The sequence below is a fragment of the Actinoallomurus purpureus genome, assembly GCF_024055795.1.
GTDB lineage: Bacteria > Actinomycetota > Actinomycetes > Streptosporangiales > Streptosporangiaceae > Actinoallomurus > Actinoallomurus purpureus.
This window is the reverse complement of the sequence record NZ_JAMXMY010000017.1, coordinates 165,654-182,036: the sequence shown is the minus strand read 5'-3', so window position 1 is coordinate 182,036 and position 16,383 is coordinate 165,654. Positions and strand designations below refer to the sequence as shown.

General features: G+C 71.4%; 18 protein-coding genes and 1 tRNA gene. 12 read left to right on the top strand and 7 right to left on the bottom strand.

Annotated features, from left to right (window positions below; all coding sequences use genetic code 11):
- Window positions 1-25: 25 nt before the first annotated feature.
- On the bottom strand, window positions 26-1,054 hold the full coding sequence (locus NE236_RS28700; protein ID WP_252845299.1) for a M48 family metallopeptidase: 1,029 nt from the start codon (window positions 1,052-1,054) through the stop codon (window positions 26-28).
- 199 nt (window positions 1,055-1,253) lie between these two features.
- On the opposite strand from NE236_RS28700, the gene NE236_RS28695 reads away from it, so the two are divergent.
- The 8 genes from NE236_RS28695 (at window position 1,254) to NE236_RS28660 (ending at window position 6,925) form a co-directional block, all read left to right on the top strand.
- Complete coding sequence (locus tag NE236_RS28695; RefSeq protein WP_252845298.1) at window positions 1,254-2,525, top strand: phenylacetate--CoA ligase family protein; 1,272 nt, start codon at window positions 1,254-1,256, stop codon at window positions 2,523-2,525.
- Between the two features lie 99 nt (window positions 2,526-2,624).
- Entirely contained in the window at window positions 2,625-3,428 is an 804-nt protein-coding gene (locus NE236_RS28690) for a hypothetical protein (RefSeq protein ID WP_252845297.1), read from the top strand.
- A 63-nt stretch (window positions 3,429-3,491) separates the two neighbouring features.
- Window positions 3,492-4,097 (top strand): nicotinate-nucleotide adenylyltransferase, encoded by a 606-nt coding sequence (nadD, locus tag NE236_RS28685; protein ID WP_252845296.1) that lies wholly within the window; start codon window positions 3,492-3,494, stop codon window positions 4,095-4,097.
- A 36-nt stretch (window positions 4,098-4,133) separates the two neighbouring features.
- Entirely contained in the window at window positions 4,134-4,541 is a 408-nt protein-coding gene (rsfS, locus tag NE236_RS28680; protein WP_252845295.1) for a ribosome silencing factor, read from the top strand.
- Entirely contained in the window at window positions 4,538-5,173 is a 636-nt protein-coding gene (locus NE236_RS28675) for a histidine phosphatase family protein (RefSeq protein ID WP_252845294.1), read from the top strand. Before rsfS ends, NE236_RS28675 begins: the two co-directional genes overlap by 4 nt.
- 95 nt (window positions 5,174-5,268) lie before the next feature.
- Window positions 5,269-5,341 (top strand) — tRNA-Ala (locus NE236_RS28670).
- Between the two features lie 375 nt (window positions 5,342-5,716).
- Window positions 5,717-5,911 (top strand): hypothetical protein, encoded by a 195-nt coding sequence (locus NE236_RS28665; protein ID WP_252845293.1) that lies wholly within the window; start codon window positions 5,717-5,719, stop codon window positions 5,909-5,911.
- Between the two features lie 114 nt (window positions 5,912-6,025).
- Complete coding sequence (locus NE236_RS28660; protein WP_252845292.1) at window positions 6,026-6,925, top strand: proteasome assembly chaperone family protein; 900 nt, start codon at window positions 6,026-6,028, stop codon at window positions 6,923-6,925.
- Window positions 6,926-6,979: 54 nt separating this feature from the next.
- Here NE236_RS28660 and NE236_RS28655 read toward each other — a convergent pair whose 3' ends face one another.
- The gene (locus tag NE236_RS28655) at window positions 6,980-7,444 is read right to left on the bottom strand and encodes a hypothetical protein (protein ID WP_252845291.1); all 465 of its coding nucleotides are present in this window, start codon (window positions 7,442-7,444) and stop codon (window positions 6,980-6,982) included.
- Between the two features lie 242 nt (window positions 7,445-7,686).
- Between NE236_RS28655 and NE236_RS28650 the strand changes: the two genes are divergently transcribed.
- Complete coding sequence (locus tag NE236_RS28650; protein ID WP_252845290.1) at window positions 7,687-7,959, top strand: GlsB/YeaQ/YmgE family stress response membrane protein; 273 nt, start codon at window positions 7,687-7,689, stop codon at window positions 7,957-7,959.
- Window positions 7,960-8,148: 189 nt separating this feature from the next.
- On the opposite strand, the gene recQ is transcribed toward NE236_RS28650, so the two are convergent.
- Complete coding sequence (recQ, locus tag NE236_RS28645; protein ID WP_252845289.1) at window positions 8,149-9,999, bottom strand: DNA helicase RecQ; 1,851 nt, start codon at window positions 9,997-9,999, stop codon at window positions 8,149-8,151.
- A 71-nt stretch (window positions 10,000-10,070) separates the two neighbouring features.
- Window positions 10,071-11,126, bottom strand: coding sequence for a nitronate monooxygenase (locus tag NE236_RS28640; RefSeq protein ID WP_252845288.1), 1,056 nt, complete (start codon window positions 11,124-11,126; stop codon window positions 10,071-10,073).
- 154 nt (window positions 11,127-11,280) lie between these two features.
- Between NE236_RS28640 and NE236_RS28635 the strand changes: the two genes are divergently transcribed.
- A complete protein-coding gene (locus NE236_RS28635) occupies window positions 11,281-11,772 on the top strand; it encodes a VanZ family protein (RefSeq protein WP_252845287.1) in 492 nt (163 codons plus the stop codon).
- 229 nt (window positions 11,773-12,001) lie between these two features.
- Here the strand turns inward: NE236_RS28635 and NE236_RS28630 are convergent, their stop codons facing one another.
- Both NE236_RS28630 and NE236_RS28625 read right to left on the bottom strand, forming a co-directional pair.
- Window positions 12,002-12,526 carry a hypothetical protein gene (locus tag NE236_RS28630; RefSeq protein ID WP_252845286.1) on the bottom strand — a complete coding sequence of 175 codons (525 nt, stop codon included), beginning with the start codon at window positions 12,524-12,526 and terminating at the stop codon, window positions 12,002-12,004.
- Between the two features lie 271 nt (window positions 12,527-12,797).
- Entirely contained in the window at window positions 12,798-13,034 is a 237-nt protein-coding gene (locus NE236_RS28625; RefSeq protein WP_252845285.1) for a hypothetical protein, read from the bottom strand.
- Window positions 13,035-13,785: 751 nt separating this feature from the next.
- On the opposite strand from NE236_RS28625, the gene NE236_RS28620 reads away from it, so the two are divergent.
- A complete protein-coding gene (locus NE236_RS28620) occupies window positions 13,786-14,655 on the top strand; it encodes a universal stress protein (RefSeq protein WP_252845284.1) in 870 nt (289 codons plus the stop codon).
- Window positions 14,656-14,720: 65 nt separating this feature from the next.
- Complete coding sequence (locus NE236_RS28615) at window positions 14,721-15,713, top strand: Acg family FMN-binding oxidoreductase (protein ID WP_252845283.1); 993 nt, start codon at window positions 14,721-14,723, stop codon at window positions 15,711-15,713.
- Between the two features lie 46 nt (window positions 15,714-15,759).
- Here the strand turns inward: NE236_RS28615 and NE236_RS28610 are convergent, their stop codons facing one another.
- The gene (locus NE236_RS28610) at window positions 15,760-16,347 is read right to left on the bottom strand and encodes an Rv1733c family protein (RefSeq protein WP_252845282.1); all 588 of its coding nucleotides are present in this window, start codon (window positions 16,345-16,347) and stop codon (window positions 15,760-15,762) included.
- Window positions 16,348-16,383: the final 36 nt, after the last annotated feature.

Sequence of the window (16,383 nt, the reverse complement as noted above, 5' to 3'; positions counted from 1 at the left end):
CGGGTGCGGCCTGCCGGGATCTCCCTCAGTTCTGCCGCTCGTCTTCGCCCCGGCCGAACCGGCCGAACAGACGCTCCCCGGCGTTGACGGCGCCCTCGGCGACACCCTTGACCGCCCCGATGAACGGGTCCGCGCTCCGGTTCCACGACTCCCGGTAGGCGCTCGCCGCGTTCTTGATCTCTTCGGAGATCGAAGCGCTCGAGTCGTCCGCGCGGCGCTCGTAGTCACCGCCGAGGATGCGGGCGTACTCGCCGTCGCGGGCCCACCGGTCCAGCTCGGCGAACCGGATCACCGCGTACGGGTGCGAGCGGCTGAGCAGGTTGAGGAACTTCAGCAGACCGTCGCGCACGTCACCGGCCGCGTCGTACTCCCGTGCCTGCTCGAGGAAGGACTCGGCGTTCATCTCCGACAGCCGTGCGCCGCCCGCCAGCTTCATCAGCGCCCGCTTGCCCGCCTCGACGTCCTGGCCGGCCAGCAGGCCCGCCCGGTCGGCCGACAGCTCCGACTTGCGCTGCCATTCGTTCAGGCCCATGAGGATCGCCGCGATCGCCACGTTGCCGAGCGGCAGCCACGCCAGCCGCGCGCCGAGGTTGGTGAGGATCATCGCCATCGTGCGGTACACCGCGTGCCCGGACAGGACGTGCCCGACCTCGTGACTGATCACGAACCGTAGCTCCTCGTCGTCGAGGAGGTCGATCAGGCCGCTGTTGAGGACGATGAACGGGTTGTCGACGCCGATCGTCATGGCGTTCGGCGCGGGGTCCTGCGTGACGTACAGCTCCGGGATCTCGGGCAGGTCCAGGATGTAGGCGCTGTCCCGGACAATGTCGTGGATGTGGCGGTACTGGCTCTCGCCGGCGCGCACGGTGCCGCCGAGGAACATCAGGCGGATCGCGCGCTCGCTGAACAGTCCGGCGAGGCGCCGCAGCACCGTGTCGAAGCCGCTGAGCGACCGGAGGGCGACGAGCGCCGACCGGTCCGCGGGATGCTCATAGGCGCGGGAACTGATCCCGGGAAAGCGTGTGCGAGAACGGTCGGGTGTGTTGCTCGTCATAGTCGGCATGCTACGTCTGACGGGCCGCCGTGGTCCGGAGTTCCCCCGGCGCGATCCGGCCAGGTCCCGAGCGCGGCCGAGAACGCCTCGGAAGGTAATCGGATGGTCCCTTCCGATGGTCAGGTTCCGAGCGCGGCCGGGAACACCCCTGCCGTCTCCGGCCCTTGCGCGGCGGACCGTGGCGCGTTCTACTCCCACCATGGTGGAGGCGTACGGGCCGGTGCCCGCGGAGACGATGTCGCGCGACGAGCTCACCGTGGTGCGGCAGCGCCGCCTGCGCGACCTGATCGACCGGCTGATCGCGGGGGACGGCCTGCAGGGCGGGCGGCTGCGCGCGGCCGGGGTCGCCGGCGGCCACGACGTGACGCTCGACGACCTGCACCGGCTGCCCTTCACCACCAAGCAGGACCTGTGGGACTCCTATCCGTACGGCATGCTCGCCGTGCCCCGGGAGGAGGTCGCCGCCGTGCACGGCTCCAGCGGCACCGGGGGACGGCCGACCCTGGTCGCCTACACGCGCCGTGACCTGGCCCTGTGGGCGGAGATGTGCGCGCGGTCGCTGGCCTGCGCGGGCGCCGCGCCCGGCAGCGTGGTCCACAACGCGTACGGGTACGGGCTGTTCACCGGCGGCATCGGCATCCATCAGGGGGCGATCGCCCTCGGCGTCACCGTGGTGCCGATGTCCGGCGGCATGACCGAACGCCAGCTCCGCCTGCTCGCCGACCTGCGCCCCGACATCCTGACCTGCACGCCGTCCTACGCCGTACGGCTGGGCGAGGCGGCACGGGAGGCCGGGATCGACCTGCGGCTGAAGGCGGGCCTGTTCGGGGCCGAGCCGTGGTCGGAGGGCCTCCGTTCGACGATCGAGGACCTGCTCGGCCTGGCGGCGCTGGACATCTACGGCCTGTCGGAGATCATCGGGCCGGGCGTGGCCACCGAATGCCTCGAACGCTCCGGACTGCACGTGAACGAGGATCACTTCCTCGTCGAGGCGGTGGACGCCTCGGGCGCGCCGGTCCCGGACGGTACGCCGGGGGAACTGGTGTTCAGCACGCCCAAGGAGGCCATGCCCCTGCTGAGGTACCGCACGGGCGACGTCGCGTCGCTGTCCCACGCCCCCTGCCCGTGCGGCCGCACGCTGGTGCGGATGAGCAAGGTGCTGGGCCGCCGCGACGACATGCTCGTCATCCGGGGTGTGAACGTCTATCCCCGCGAGATCGAGGCCGTCGTCGTCCGGCACGCCTCCCCGCACTACCAGGTCGTCGTCGACCGGCGGAACGCCATGACCAGGATCGTCGTGGCCTGTGAAGGGGCCGGACCGGGACTGGCCCCGGCGCTCTCGGCGGAGCTCGGCCTGTCGTGTGACGTGCGGGTTCTGCCGGCCGGAACGATTCCGCGCGTGGAGGCCGGTAAGGCGGTCCGGGTGGTGACCTGGGAGTCGGGAGAGGCGCCGCTTCCCGGCCTCGACTAATTGGTCCGCCCTGAAACGATATTCGGGTCAGGGCGGGGGAAATTCAATGTCAAATTGCTTCATACTGGTCCTCGCATTGGATGAGCAGAAGGCGAGACCATGACCAGTGGGCAGGGCGGCGGCCCGGAGTTCCCGGGCTCGGGGTGGGGCACCCCGCCGTATCCGTACGGGGGAGCGCCGCACCAGGGCGGGCCGATGCCGGGAGGAGGCATGCCGCCCGGTGGTGGTCCCCCGCCCTGGCAGCCGTACGGTCACGCCCCCATGCCGCCCAAGAAGAGCCGCGCGGGCCTGATCATCGCGCTGTGCACCGCGGCGGCGGTCGTCGTCTTCGGGGGCCTGGCCGTGCTCATCGGCGTGTCGTCCGGCGGCAAGCATCAGTCCGGCGCGATCCCGGTGGAGCCGTCCGCGTCGACGAGCGAACCCGGGACCGCTCCGACGGACACGCCGCATTCCATCGACATCCCCGCTTCGTTCGGCGACTACAAGCGCGTCACGGGCAGCGTCGCCGACCGGCTCGCCCAGAAGATGCGAAACTCCCTCGATTCAAGCGGGAAGACCTACGCCAAGGCCAAGATCGGCATCTATTACAAGAACGGCGGCTCCCAGCAGCCGCTCATCTTCGTCGGCATGTCCGCGAACGACATCCCCGAGCTCGCGGCGGAGCTGCGGTCGCGGTCGACCTCGGAGGAGGTCGACTCCGTGTTCCTGGGTATGGGTGTCACGGACACGAGCGACTTTGCGGCAGGACCCCTCGGCGGCGTCCTACGCTGTGGGAAGAGGACCACCGCCGCCTGCGCCTGGGCCGACGGCTCGGTTGTCGGCATGGTGGTGACTCCGCTGAGCCCGGACATCGTCTCGCTGGGGGCGACCACGCTCGCCCTGCGGACCGCCGCCGAACACTGATCCCCGCCCGCCAAGGAGGGGCGTGGTGAAACGACCGATCCACGCGCTCACTAAGGTCGGCGCATGAGCACCGCCCCGGAGCGCCGCCGTCTCGGAATCATGGGCGGCACCTTCGACCCCATCCACCATGGTCACCTGGTGGCCGCGAGCGAGGTCGCGCACCTGTTCCGGCTGGACGAGGTCGTCTTCGTGCCGACCGGCCAGCCGTGGATGAAGGAGGGCCGCAAGACCTCGCCCGCGGAGGACCGTTACCTGATGACGGTCATCGCCACCGCCTCGAACCCGAGCTTCTCGACGAGCAGGGTCGACATCGAGCGGCCCGGGCTCACGTACACGATCGAGACCCTCCGGGAGATGCGCGAAATACACGGGCCCGACGTGGAGTTGTTCTTCATCACGGGTGCCGACGCGCTGGCCCAGATGTTGACGTGGCGTGACACGGATGAGCTCTTCAGGCTGGCGCATTTCATAGGCTGTACCCGTCCCGGTCACCACCTCGCCGACCCCGGTCTTCCCGAGGGCGGTGTCAGCCTGGTCGAAGTGCCCGCGCTGGCGATCTCCTCGACCGAGTGCCGCGAGCGTGTACGGGCCGGAGAACCCGTCTGGTATCTCGTTCCAGACGGAATCGTGCAGTACATAAACAAACGGGGGCTTTATCGTGACGGTTGACTGTAATGCCCCCACGAGGAGGATAACGACCACACCGTGACCGCATCCGAGAGGGCCACCCAGCTGGTCCAGATCGCCGCAGAGGCCGCGGCCGAGAAGCTGGCTGACAACATCATCGCCTACGACGTGAGCGACCAACTCGTCATCACGGACGCCTTCGTCCTGTGTTCGGCCGCCAACGACCGTCAGGTGCGCTCCATCGTCGACGAGATCGAGAAGAGGCTGCGCGAGGACGCCGGCGCCAAGCCCATCCGCCGGGAGGGGGAGCGCGAGGGGCGCTGGGTTCTCCTCGACTACGCCGACATCATCGTGCACGTCCAGCACGAGGAGGACCGCGTCTACTACGCGCTCGAGCGCCTGTGGAAGGACTGCCCCGTGGTTCCCCTGCCGGACGACATCAACGCCCACTCGGAGCAGCGCGTACGGGCCGGTGACGGTCAGTGACCGAGGTGCGCAAGATCGTGCTGTGGCGGCACGGTCAGACCACCTGGAACGTCGAACGCCGCTTTCAGGGATCCACCGACATCCCGCTCGACGACACGGGCCGCGACCAGGCCGCCCGGGCGGCGCGGCTCCTCGCCGCGCTGAGCCCGACCGCCATCATCGCCTCGCCGTTGCAGCGCGCCGCCGACACGGCGCAGGCGCTCAGCGCGGTCAGCGGCCTGTCCGTCACCCCCGACCGTGACCTGATCGAACGCGGTGGAGGGGAGTGGGAAGGCCTGACCAACACCGAGATCCGGGCGAAGTACCCCACCGAGCACGCCCTCTGGCAGCCGCCGGGAGGCGAGACCACCGAGCAGGTGTCCAAACGGGTCACCGCCGCCATCGAGCGGGGCCTGGCCCGGATCCCCGCGGGCGGCCTGCTCGTCGTCGCCTCCCACGGCGCCGCGCTCCGGCTCGGCATGCTCCGCTGGCTCGGCTTCCCCGAGGAGCTCTGGAGCCGGTTCGGCGGCCTGTCCAACTGCTGCTGGTCCGTCCTCGAAGAGGGCCGCAGCGGCTGGCGCCTCGTCGAGCACAACGCCGGCACCCTCCCCGAACCCGTCCTCAGCGACGACCGCGCCGAGAGCGACGGCTGAGGTCGGAGGCGCCCCAGGCATTCGATTACAGGTCTGGTCGCGAAGTCCTATAGACTGGCGCAGCACCGAGAGGGGAAACCCTGATCGGAAAGCGCGGGGCTATGGCGCAGTTGGTAGCGCGCCTCCATGGCATGGAGGAGGTCTGGGGTTCGAATCCCCATAGCTCCACGAATGGCCTGGGGCCGGTGTGGTCGCGGCGGAGCCGCTTCCCCACTGGCCCTTCTCCATTTCGTCCGGGGGGCGACCCCCCGGAGCCCCCCGATGTGGGGGGGCCGCCCCCCACGCCCCCCTGCCGGTGGACGTCGGTTCTTCGCTGGCCGGGGTCCCCGCTTCCGTTCCGCCCGTCCGTGCGGCGCTCTCCCCGATCCGTCACACGTACGGCACTCTCATGCCTCGCGGGGCGACGGCCCTGCTCCTCGCTGTGGTTCTGGATTGCTGTGGACGCGGCGGCGTACGCAAGGCTCGGCGACCGGAGGGGCGTATGGCGCGGAACACCTCGTTCCTCTCCCTGGAGAGGTCGATCGCCGAGCATTGCGTACGCACATGGCTTCGGCGGGCGTCGTGTTCGAGGAGTACGACCTGCCAGGGCTGCGCACCGTCGGCGGAATCGCCGACGTGGCCGGCGACTATCCGTCTCAGGGCGGAGGCGGTGAGCGGGCCGCGTGGTTCCGCGACAGTGAAGGCAATCTCCACGGCATCGGTCAGTCGGTGCCCGCCGCCTCGTACGGAGTGGAGTGATCGACCGGGGCCGCCGCCTCTGACCATGGTCACCGGGTCCGGATTCGTTCGAGCGTGGACTTCGCTTGGGGGCTCACACGTTCGTACGGACATTGACTCGTTGAGGAGGGCTCTGTGGCGGATCCGACCGCGCTTTACACGCTGGCCGACGATATTCCGGAGCTGGACCGGCCGGTGCTGGTGTACCACCTTGACGGTTTCATGGACGCCGGTCGCGCCGGGCAGTTGGCCGCGCGGCACCTGCGGACGCTGAACGCGCGGCTCGTCGCGACGTTCGACGTCGACTCGCTGATCGACTATCGGTCCCGTCGGCCTCCGATGATCTTCGACACTGATCGGTGGGTCGGCTATGAGGCGCCCGAGCTGGCCGTGTACGCGTGTGAGGACGCCGTCGGGGTGTCGTTCCTGGTGCTGAGCGGGCCGGAGCCGGACCGGGCGTGGGAGTGGTTCGCCGACGCGGTGATCTCACTCGGCGAGCGGCTCGACGTCCAGTTGGCGATCGGCATGCACGGTATCCCGATGGCGGTGCCCCACACGCGCGAGACCGGCCTGACACCGCACGGCAACCGGGCCGACCTGCTGGGGGAGCACCCGGCGTGGATCAACCGGGCCGAGGTGCCCGGGAGCGCTGCCGCGCTGATCGAGTACCGCATGGCGGAGGCCGGGCGCGACGCCATCGGTTTCGCGGCGCACGTGCCGCACTACCTCGCCCAGGCCGCGTACCCGACGGCAGCGATCGCGCTGCTGCACGGCATCTCGTCCGCCACCGGCCTGATGCTCCCGACCACGGACCTCGATGAGGCCGCCGTGGAGGCGCGTGAGCAGATCGATGGTGAGGTCGCCGCCTCGGAGGACGTCACGGAGGCGGTCCGGAATCTCGAGGTGCAGTACGACGCGGTGATGGAGGCGGGCAGGAACAGTCTGCCGCTGGCCGGCTCGCCGGCCCGGATGCCGGACGGCGAGGAGATCGCCGCGGAGTTCGAGCGTTTCCTCGCCGAACAGAACGCCCAGTAGAGCCGACGCGGCCGACGCGGCGCCCCCCGGGGGCCGCCGCGCCGGCCGCGCCCGTCAGGCCTCGTGGGCGGGGTCGGCCACGGTCGGCGTCCCGCCCTCCTTGTGCGCACGGCGCACGTCGTCGACGAACTCCCGCGAGAACATCGCGGACAGGACCGCCACGCCGGCGCGGTTGACGCGGACCTCTCCGTGGCTGATCCGCCCGGTCAGGTGGATGCGGCGACCCGGGGTCTCGACGGCGGTGCCTGCGGCGTCCTTGACCCGGCCACGGCCGAGCCACTCCAGGTCCCAGTGGTCGATGACGGCGTCATCGGGGACGAGCAACTTGAGCATCGCGTGGTCGAGGTCGATGCGCACCTCGATGTCGCCGTCCGGGATCCGGGGCGAGCGCAGGTCCAGGACAGTGCTGCCGCGGCGGGCGCGGAGCTCGAAGTCGCGGGCGGTCGTCCAGTGGCCGAGCCGCTTGACGGTCTCGTAGTGGGCCTGGACGCGGACGGTGTCGGTGCTGGTGGCGTTCATCGCGGTTTTTCCCTCCAGGGAAATCGGGCAACGACCACGAGTTGGCTCTCTGATCGAGAGCTTCTCGATATGAGAGATAATAGCCGACGGGTCGCCCCTGTCAACGGTCATGCCTGCCCCACGGGAGTTGATCGGGCTCTTACCACGGACGACGCCGAATCGCGGAGGGGATGTGCATACCCGGTCCGATCCCGGGAACCATCCGACCGCCCGGAGCCCCGAGTGAGAAGGAAGCCCTGGATATGCACGTCACTGGGATCATCACCGCCATCATCATCGGTCTGGTCATCGGCGCGCTCGGCCGCCTCGTCGTTCCAGGCCGTCAGCACATCCCGATGTGGCTCACCATCGTCATCGGCGTCGTCGCGGCGCTGATCGGCACCGCCATCGCCGGCGGCCTCGGCGTCGCCGACACCAAGGGCGTCGACTGGGTGGAGCTGATCCTCCAGATCGGCCTGGCCGCCGTGGGTGTGGCGCTCGCCGCCGGCATGTACGGCCGCCGAGGGGTCCGCTGATCCCACATCCGCCTGCCGGACGCGGGCCGGCCGACGTCCCGTCGGCCGGCCCGCGTCCGTCTTACGCCACGGGCCCCGCGATGCGGCCGCGAAGCAGGTCGACGGGGGGTCGCATGCACGTCGGTGAGGGGACGCGCGGGCTGCAGTGTGCGCCTTGTCGCGTGCGGGTGGAGGGGGTACGGCAGCCGCTCAGGCGGGGGGAGACTCGGCCAGGGTGTCGAGGATGTGCTGTCCGTACTTGGCCAGCTTGCTCTCGCCGACGCCGCCCACGGAGGACAGCTCGGCGAGGGAGGCGGGAGAGCGCACGGCGATCTCGCGCAGCGTCGCGTCGTGGAAGATGACGTACGCGGGCACTCCCTGCTCCTTGGCGGTGGCGGCGCGCCAGGCGCGCAGCCGCTCGAAGACGGGGGCGGCCTCCTCCGGCAGGTCGGCGGCCGCCGCGCCGCGGGCCTTGGCGGCCTTGGCCGCCTTGGGGGCCGTGCGCGCCGGCTCGCGGCGCAGGGGGACCTGTCGGTCCCCGCGCAGTACGGCCGCGCTGCCGTCGGTGAGCACGAGCGTGCCGTAGTCGCCCTCGACGGCCAGCAGCGCCTGGGCCAGGAGCTGGCGGACGACACCACGCCACTCGACGTCGCTCAGCTCCGTGCCGACGCCGAACACCGTGAGGGTGTCGTGGTCGTGCTGGATGATCTTCGGTGTCTTCTTGCCGAGCAGGATGTCGACGATGTGGCCCGCGCCGAACTTCTGGCGCCGCTCGCGCAGCAGCCGCAGCACGGTCGACAGGACCTTCTGCGCGGCGATCGTGCCGTCCCACGACTCCGCCGGCGACAGGCAGGTGTCACAGTTGCCGCACGGGGTGCCCTCCTGCCCGAAGTAGGCGAGGAGCTGGACGCGGCGGCACTCGACCGTCTCGCACAGCGCCAGCATCGCGTCGAGGTGAGAGCCGAGCCGTCGCCGGTGCGCGGCGTCGCCGTTGGAGGTGTCGATCAGTTTGCGCTGCTGGATGACGTCCTGCAGGCCGTACGCCAGCCAGGCCGTGGAGGGCAGGCCGTCACGCCCGGCGCGCCCGGTCTCCTGGTAGTAGCCCTCGACGGACTTGGGCAGGTCGAAGTGGGCGACGAAGCGCACGTCGGGTTTGTCGATGCCCATGCCGAACGCGATGGTGGCGACCATGACGATGCCGTCCTCCCGCAGGAAACGCGCCTGGTTCGCCGCGCGGGTGACCGGGTCGAGCCCCGCGTGGTACGGCAGTGCCGGGACGCCGTTCTCCACGAGGAAGGCGGCGATCTTCTCCACCGACGCCCGGGACAGGCAGTAGACGATGCCGGCGTCACCCGGGTGCTCGGTGCGCAGCAGTTCCAGCAGCTGCCGTTTGGGCTCCTTCTTCGGCACGACGCGGTACTGGATGTTCGGACGGTCGAAGCTCGCCACGAAGTGGCGGGCGTCCTCCAGGGTCAGCCGGGCCGCGATCTCCTGGTGCGTGGCCCGGGTCGCGGTGGCGGTCAGCGCGATCCTGGGCACGTCGGGGCGGCGCTCGTGCAGCAGCGACAGCGCCAGGTAGTCCGGCCGGAAGTCGTGCCCCCACTGCGCCACGCAGTGCGCCTCGTCGATGGCGAACAGCGAGACGTCGGCCCGGTCGAGCAGCCGCAGCGTCGACTCCAGGCGCAGGCGCTCCGGAGCCAGGTAGAGCAGGTCCAGCTCGCCGGCCACGAACGCCGCCTCCACCGTGCGCTGCTCGTCCGGGTCCTGCGTGGAGTTGAGGAACCACGCGCGCACGCCGAGCGCCCGCAGCGCGTCGACCTGGTCCTGCATCAGCGCGATGAGCGGTGAGACGACGACGCCGACGCCCTTTCGCACCAGCGCCGGGATCTGGTAGCACAGCGACTTGCCGCCGCCCGTCGGCATGAGCACCAGCGCGTCACCGCCCGCGATGACATGCTCGATGATCTCCTGCTGGCCCTCCCGGAACTCTTCGTAGCCGAAGACCCGCCGCAGGACCTCGGACGCCTCGCTCACCTCGGAGTCGGTTCGGGGGGAAGCCATTCCGCCACTCTATGAGCAACCGTCGCCTCCCGGCTCACGAATCCCGGGGCCTGTGGACGGCCGAGTACGGGTCAGGACCGCCGCAGGCGGGCGGTGGCGGCCTTCAGGGCCGCGTCGGTCTCTTCGACGAGGGCGCCGACGAGCTCACCGGCGGGCATCTCCCGGGCGAGAGAGTGGGCCTGGCCGGCCCACAGGTTCACCAGGTCGGGGTCGCCGGCGGCGCGCGCGGCCTGCCGTAGCGGCGCGGTGACGTGGTGGATCTCCGGGTAGGCCACGGGCGCGTCGTCGCTGTGCTCGTCGAGGAAACGGTTGAGGACGCCGCGCGCGAGGCGCCCGGTGAACGCCCGCGTCATCGCGGTCGGGGCAGGGGAGACCAGCGCCCGCCGGTGCACCGGAGAGGTGCCGGCCTCGGGGCAGCGAAGGAACGCGGTGCCGAGCTGGGCGGCCGAGGCCCCGGCGGCCAGCGCCGCCGCGATGCCGGCACCGGTGGCGATGCCGCCGGTGGCCACCAGCGGCACGTCGACGGCGTGCCGTACGAGCTGCAGCAGGGAGAGCAGGCCAATCCCGTCGGCGCGGTCCGCGGCGTCGTCGACGAAGGCGGCCCGGTGCCCGCCGGCCTCGGCGCCCTGGACGACCAGGGCGTCGGCGCCCGCGCCGACCGCGTGGACGGCCTCGTCCTCCCGGGTGACCGTCACCCACACCTCGCTGCCGACGCGGTGCAGCCGCTCGATCACGTCGAGGGAGGGACAGCCGAAGGTGAACGACACGACGGGGACGGGCGCGGCCGTCAGCAGGTCCAGCTTCGGCCCCCACTCGTCGTCCTCGAAGCGCGGGTCACCGAGCGGCGCGCCGGCGCGGGCCGCCTCGTCGGCGAGCCCAGCGGCGTACCGTGCGACGGTCTCGGGGGCCGTCGGACGGCCGGGGACGAAGAGGTTGACGCCGATGGGCCGGCGGGTGAGCGCACGCGTCTCGTCGAGCCGGGTGCGCAGCGCGTCGGTGGTGAGGTAACCGGCGGCGAGGAAGCCGAGCCCGCCGGCGTCGGTGACGGCGGCGGTGAGGCGCGGGGTGGACGGGCCTCCGGCCAGCGGCGCGAGCACGATCGGCACGGGCAGTTCGTCGAAGATCATCTCGCCCTCCGTTCACCACGGGCCGGGGGCGCCGGCCATGAGTTCGGCCAATGAACCAGCGTACGGGAACCGTACTGCGGCGAATATCTCGCGGTTGGGCGGGTATCGGTCGCACGTCCCCATCAGTGGCCCCCGACTCTCTGGGAAGGCGAAGATGCTGTTCGTCGCGAAGCGGCGTGGCACGAACAAGGTCTCCCGGTCTCTCGCCGCGCGACTCATCCGTTGGCTGTGGATCCTCGTGGCACTCGCCGCGGCCGTGGTCTTCGCCGTCGTACTCGCCCGGCTCACGCTGCGCCCGGTGCCAGGGGCCGGAGGCCAGGTGCACGACAATCCCCACCCCGGGGCCACCCTGCGGTTCTACCTCGACCGGCCGAGTGTCAAGGAGGCGCTGCTCGAGATCGGCGGCAACCTCGCGCTTCTCATGCCGCTCGGAGTCCTGCTGCCCGTCCTGTTCGCCCGCCTTCGCGGCCTCGTACGACTCACCCTCGCGGCGGCCGTGATCTCGCTGGGGATCGAGGCGGTCCAGGGCTTTGGGATCACGGGGCGCAGCTTCGACGTCGACGATGTGATCCTCAACACGGCGGGTGCGGCCATCGCCTACCTCCTGGTGGGACGCAGGCTCGCCCGCTGGTCGCGCCCCGGTTGACCAAGCCCGCAGCAGGCGGTTTCGCTACCTTCCCGTGACGTCTCCTGAGATCGTCCGGTGACAAGTACGGCCGGCGTGGCGCAGATCGGCGGCCGGGCGGAGCCGGCGACCGGCGAGGGTCTCCCCGAGGAGCCGGTCCTCTCGGGCCGGGAGCAGGCGTCCGAGGTATGACCGGCGGGGCCGGAGCGGCCCCGCACCGTTGCGTGCGAGGCCGTCCCGGTCGGCGGGGTCAGGAGGTGACGGTCAGCGTCTCGGCGACGGGGCGCGGGGTGCTCGGGGTGCACGTGGCCGTGATGTTCCCGAAGATCGCGACGTTCGCCTTGATGCTGAGGTTGCCGCCCTGGAACTGGTCGGTTCCGGTGACGGTCGGAGTCCAGTTGCCGGCCACGTCGGCGGTGATCGCCTGGTTCGCGGGTATCGAGCCGCCGGATCCGGTGAGCTGGAAGGACGCGGTCTGCGCACCGCTCACGTCGGCGCCCAGTGTGGCGCTCCACGAGTTGATCGCCAGCGGGGACGACAGGCTGGTCGAGACGTGGACCGTGAAGTGGGTCGAGGTGTTGACCGTGGTGGGGTTGGGCGACGCCGTGGCGGTCCCGTTGACGGTGATGGTCTGGGTTCCCAGGATGGAGCTGCAGCTGTAGGTGGTGGTGAAGGTCGACGCGCCGGCCGGTGCCTGTGCTGCGACGACACCGAGGCCGCCGAGCGCGATGACCGTGGCGGCGGTGGCCGCGCGCCGACCCAGGGACTTGCTCATCGGGGGGCTCCTTCCGGCCCGGGAGGTAGCGGGGGAGGTCTTGACCCGGGCCTCTTACTTATCTGTAACAAACCCGTAACGTCCGTCAACTTACTAGTGAGTAAGCTTCACGTTTTTCCCTGGCCGAGCACGGAACGGTTTGCCCTCCGCGATGAGCGTGCGAAGGGCCCCGCACCCCTCGGGGGCGCGGGACCCTCCATGTCGATGGCGCCCGGTCGCATCACGTGGCCTCGCGAGCGCCATCACCGGCTCTCCTAGTGGATGGCCGGGATCAGCACCAGCAGTCGTCCCAGCAGTCGTCCCAGCCGCCGCCGCAGCCGCCGCCCCAGCCGCCGCCCCAGCCCCAGCCGCCCCCACAGCCGCCCCAGAAGTGGCCGCTGATGGCGTGCTGAGGGGTGCTGCTCACCGTCTGGGCGCCGGCCGGTGCGGCGGCCCCCAGCGTCAGGGCGGTCGCTCCCGCAAAGGCCAGGCCAGAGACGGCGAGTGCCATCCGCTTCGGAATCCTCATCTGAGGCAACCTCCTTGGGTCGGTGTGTGGCGCGGTCATGATCGATCGCGCCCGGCAATTGGACTATTTCGGTCCGATCGCCACAAACAACAGCATCTCCCCGGCTGGCCAGAATCAACCGCATGAGGCCATATATGGTGATAATTGACTCTCATTCTCCATATCTGATGTCTGCACTTTAAGTCGGAAATATGACTGCTTTTGGATCGCGGGGCGACGGGCGATCACAGGGGTCGAGGTCGCAGCCCGCACCCCGGTCGGTCCCGGTGCGTCGGCGGGGCCGGCGCGCGTCCGTACCGCCGGAGTCGCTCTTTCCGCTCGGGAGGTGGGTGCGGGCCCCATCAAAGTGCCGACGGGGCGCGCGCGTTCGCCGGACCACCCCTCCTGGCGTGATTCAGCGGCATATGGAGAGTCATTCGACGCATAGCGCGGGCGCGAATCATTAAGGTGCCCGGCAGGGGAAGGGAATGGCCTTGGCGGCCTGCACAATGGGACCCTCATGTGACGGGCTCGGGCCGGCCATGGACGGCAAACGGAGCCCTGTCCCCGCACCGCGATTCCGGGAGCACCGGCCGATCGCCGTACGGGTGCGGCGGCCCTGCCCGCGACACCGGTGCCGTCCCGGCCGCTGATCCGGGACCAACGGGAGGGCACCGAGGACCTTTCGCCCCTGGGGTCCTCATCGCCGCGCGGATGTGCTGGACGTGAGGTGCCGGGCGCCACGAACCCCCGGCGGGGGAGGGAGCCGATCATGAAGGTGATCCGGGTGGGAACGGACGGGTCCGACAGCGGCGCGTCCGCCGTGCGATGGGCGGCCGAGGACGCGGTCCGCCGGGGCCTGCCCCTGCGGATCCTGCACGCCGTCGCGCCATGGCTGTACGACACACCGGTCGACGCCCGCTTCGCCTCAGTGCGCAGGTGGCTGCTGTCCCAGGGGCACGAGGTCGTCGACGAGGCCGTGGCGGCCGCGCGCGAGCGCGCCCCCGGCGTCGCGGTCGAGGGTGAGGTCGTACCCGGATCGGCGACCCGGGCGCTCCTGGAGCGGTCCGGCGACGCGGCGATGCTCGTGCTGGGCGGGCATGGGACCGGCGCGGCGGCGGGCCTCCTGCTGGGCTCGACGACGCTGCAGGTCGTCTCGCACGCGCGGCTGCCCGTGGTGGTGGTCCGGAACCTGGAACCGGTGGCGTCGAGTGAGGTCGTGGTCGGGGTGGACGCCGCGGCGATGGCGGGCGAGCCGGCCATCGCGTTCGCGTTCGAGGAGGCGGCGCTGCGGGGCGCGCGGCTGCGGGTGGTGCACGCGTGGTCGCACCCGGCGTCGGCCGGCCCGGGCGACATGCAGCCGCTGGTGTACGACCCGCAGATCGTGGCGGAGGAGGAACTGCGGCGCGTCGAGGAGGCGCTCGTGGCCTGGCGGGAGAAGTTCCCCGCCGTCGAGGTGGCCTCGGAGGTGGTGCACGGTCGCGCCGCGCGCGTACTTGCGGGTGCCTCCGCGCGGGCGGATCTGCTGGTGGTGGGGACACGCGGCCGGGGCGGCTTCACGGGGTTGCTGCTCGGCTCGGTCTCCCATGCGCTGCTGCACCGGGCGCACTGTCCGCTGGCCGTCGTACCGGCCGCGCCCTGACGATCGCCGGCGGCCGGCTCGGGGCCGCCCGGCAGGCGCCGGGCCTGACCATGGGAGGAGAAACGATGGATCGCGCGGACACACCCGAGCGAGGGAAGGGCGCGCACGTGCTGGTCGACGCCGCGGTGTGGGCGCCCTCGGCGCACGACACCCGCCCATGGTGGTTCGACACCGAGGGCGAGACGGTGACGCTGCACGCCGACACCGACCGCCGCCTGGACGTCGCGGATCCGCAGGGCAGGGAGATGCTGATCGGCTGCGGCGCCGCGTTGTTCACCCTGCGGCTCGCCGTCCGGCGTCTCGGGCGCCGGCTGGACGTGCGGATGGCGCCGGACCCCGACCGGCCGGGACTGATCGCCGACGTGACCCCAGGCCCGCCGCAGCCCGCCACCGATGAGGAGCGGCGGATGTACGACCAGATCAAGCGGCGGCGCACCCATCGCGGAGGCTTCCGTGCCGGTGCGCTACCGGTGGGCCTCCTGCAGGCCCTGCGGGCCCACGCCTGCGCCGAGCACGTCTCGCTGCGGATCGTGGCCGACCCCCGGGTGCGCATCGCGCTCGCCGCGTTGTCCGAGGCCGCCGAGCAGGTACAGCAGATGGACCCTGCCTACGTCGCGGAGGTGGCCCGCTGGGCGCCCGCACCGGGCGGTGAGCGGCTGGACGGCGTGCACGAACCGGGCTGTCCGCGCGACCCCGACCACATCGACCCCGACTTCGCCGGGCGCGACTTCGCCCGCGGGCAGGGCTGGGGCCTGGTCGGCGGGGAGCGGCGGGAGGCCACCGGGGTCGTCGTCCTGCTGACGACCACCGGAGACGGCCGGGCCGACTGGATCCGGGCGGGCGAGGCCCTGCAGCGGGTGCTGCTGCGGGCCGCCGAGGACGACGTGTCGGCCGCCTTCCACACTCAGGTGCTGGAGGTCCCGGAGTTGAGGGAGTTCCTCCGCACGCGCTTCTGCGACGGCACGTACCCGCAAATGATCATGCGGTTGGGCGTGGCCCAGGAGGAGTTCGACGGCGTGCGGTCGCCGACCGCCGACGTCGCGGACGGCGATCTGTGACCGTACGGGGACCGGCCGCCCCCCGACGGGCCGACAGGGGCCCGGCTCAGGAGCGTCCGGTCCAGCGAGGGGCGGTGGCGGCCCACGCGTCCTCCCACAGCACCATTCGCCGGCGCTCGAGACGGCGGTTCACCGCGGCGTACGCGCCGGCGTGCAGGATCGCGAGGGACGTCAGGGCGGCGAGCACGGCGAGAGTGGTGTCGGTCAGCGTCTGCGCGTGCGTGCGCGGCCGGGCCGCGAGGTCGCCCGCCTGGTCGATCCAGACGTGGCGATGGGCGCCGACGCGGTCGTCACCGGCCGGAACGACGCCGCCGGTGTGGAACCTGCCCGTTCCGTCGCTCCAGCGCAGCCGTGTCTCCTGCTCCACGCCGTTCCTCGACGCGGCCGCCCCGGTCGCGGTCACCACGGCGTCGACCTGGTGGCGGGTCCGCGCCTGGTGGAGTTCGGCCCGCAGGCCGGCGCCGCCGACGAAGTGGATCATGAGAGCCGAGGCGATGACGCCCGTGATGAGGAACGTCGTCGCCAGCGCCGCCACGAGCCGGGAGTGGAGCCGGTCGAGCGGACGCCGCAGAGGGTTGCGATCTGGGCGCAGGTAACGGATGAACCCCAGCACCTGGATCGTGAGTGCACGCATGGGACACCTCCATCACGACCACCTCTACCCGCAGGT

Coding starts and splice junctions, on each gene's coding strand:
- NE236_RS28665 (WP_252845293.1), top strand. CDS start 5,717: ATGGCTTCGGCGGGCGTCGTGTTCGAGGAGTACGACCTGCCAGGGCTG.
- NE236_RS28635 (WP_252845287.1), top strand. CDS start 11,281: ATGCTGTTCGTCGCGAAGCGGCGTGGCACGAACAAGGTCTCCCGGTCT.
- NE236_RS28695 (WP_252845298.1), top strand. CDS start 1,254: ATGGTGGAGGCGTACGGGCCGGTGCCCGCGGAGACGATGTCGCGCGAC.
- NE236_RS28630 (WP_252845286.1), bottom strand. CDS start 12,526: ATGAGCAAGTCCCTGGGTCGGCGCGCGGCCACCGCCGCCACGGTCATC.
- NE236_RS28655 (WP_252845291.1), bottom strand. CDS start 7,444: ATGAACGCCACCAGCACCGACACCGTCCGCGTCCAGGCCCACTACGAG.
- recQ (WP_252845289.1), bottom strand. CDS start 9,999: ATGGCTTCCCCCCGAACCGACTCCGAGGTGAGCGAGGCGTCCGAGGTC.
- NE236_RS28625 (WP_252845285.1), bottom strand. CDS start 13,034: ATGAGGATTCCGAAGCGGATGGCACTCGCCGTCTCTGGCCTGGCCTTT.
- NE236_RS28615 (WP_252845283.1), top strand. CDS start 14,721: ATGGATCGCGCGGACACACCCGAGCGAGGGAAGGGCGCGCACGTGCTG.
- NE236_RS28650 (WP_252845290.1), top strand. CDS start 7,687: ATGCACGTCACTGGGATCATCACCGCCATCATCATCGGTCTGGTCATC.
- NE236_RS28700 (WP_252845299.1), bottom strand. CDS start 1,054: ATGACGAGCAACACACCCGACCGTTCTCGCACACGCTTTCCCGGGATC.
- NE236_RS28620 (WP_252845284.1), top strand. CDS start 13,786: ATGAAGGTGATCCGGGTGGGAACGGACGGGTCCGACAGCGGCGCGTCC.
- NE236_RS28690 (WP_252845297.1), top strand. CDS start 2,625: ATGACCAGTGGGCAGGGCGGCGGCCCGGAGTTCCCGGGCTCGGGGTGG.
- nadD (WP_252845296.1), top strand. CDS start 3,492: ATGAGCACCGCCCCGGAGCGCCGCCGTCTCGGAATCATGGGCGGCACC.
- NE236_RS28640 (WP_252845288.1), bottom strand. CDS start 11,126: ATGATCTTCGACGAACTGCCCGTGCCGATCGTGCTCGCGCCGCTGGCC.
- NE236_RS28610 (WP_252845282.1), bottom strand. CDS start 16,347: ATGCGTGCACTCACGATCCAGGTGCTGGGGTTCATCCGTTACCTGCGC.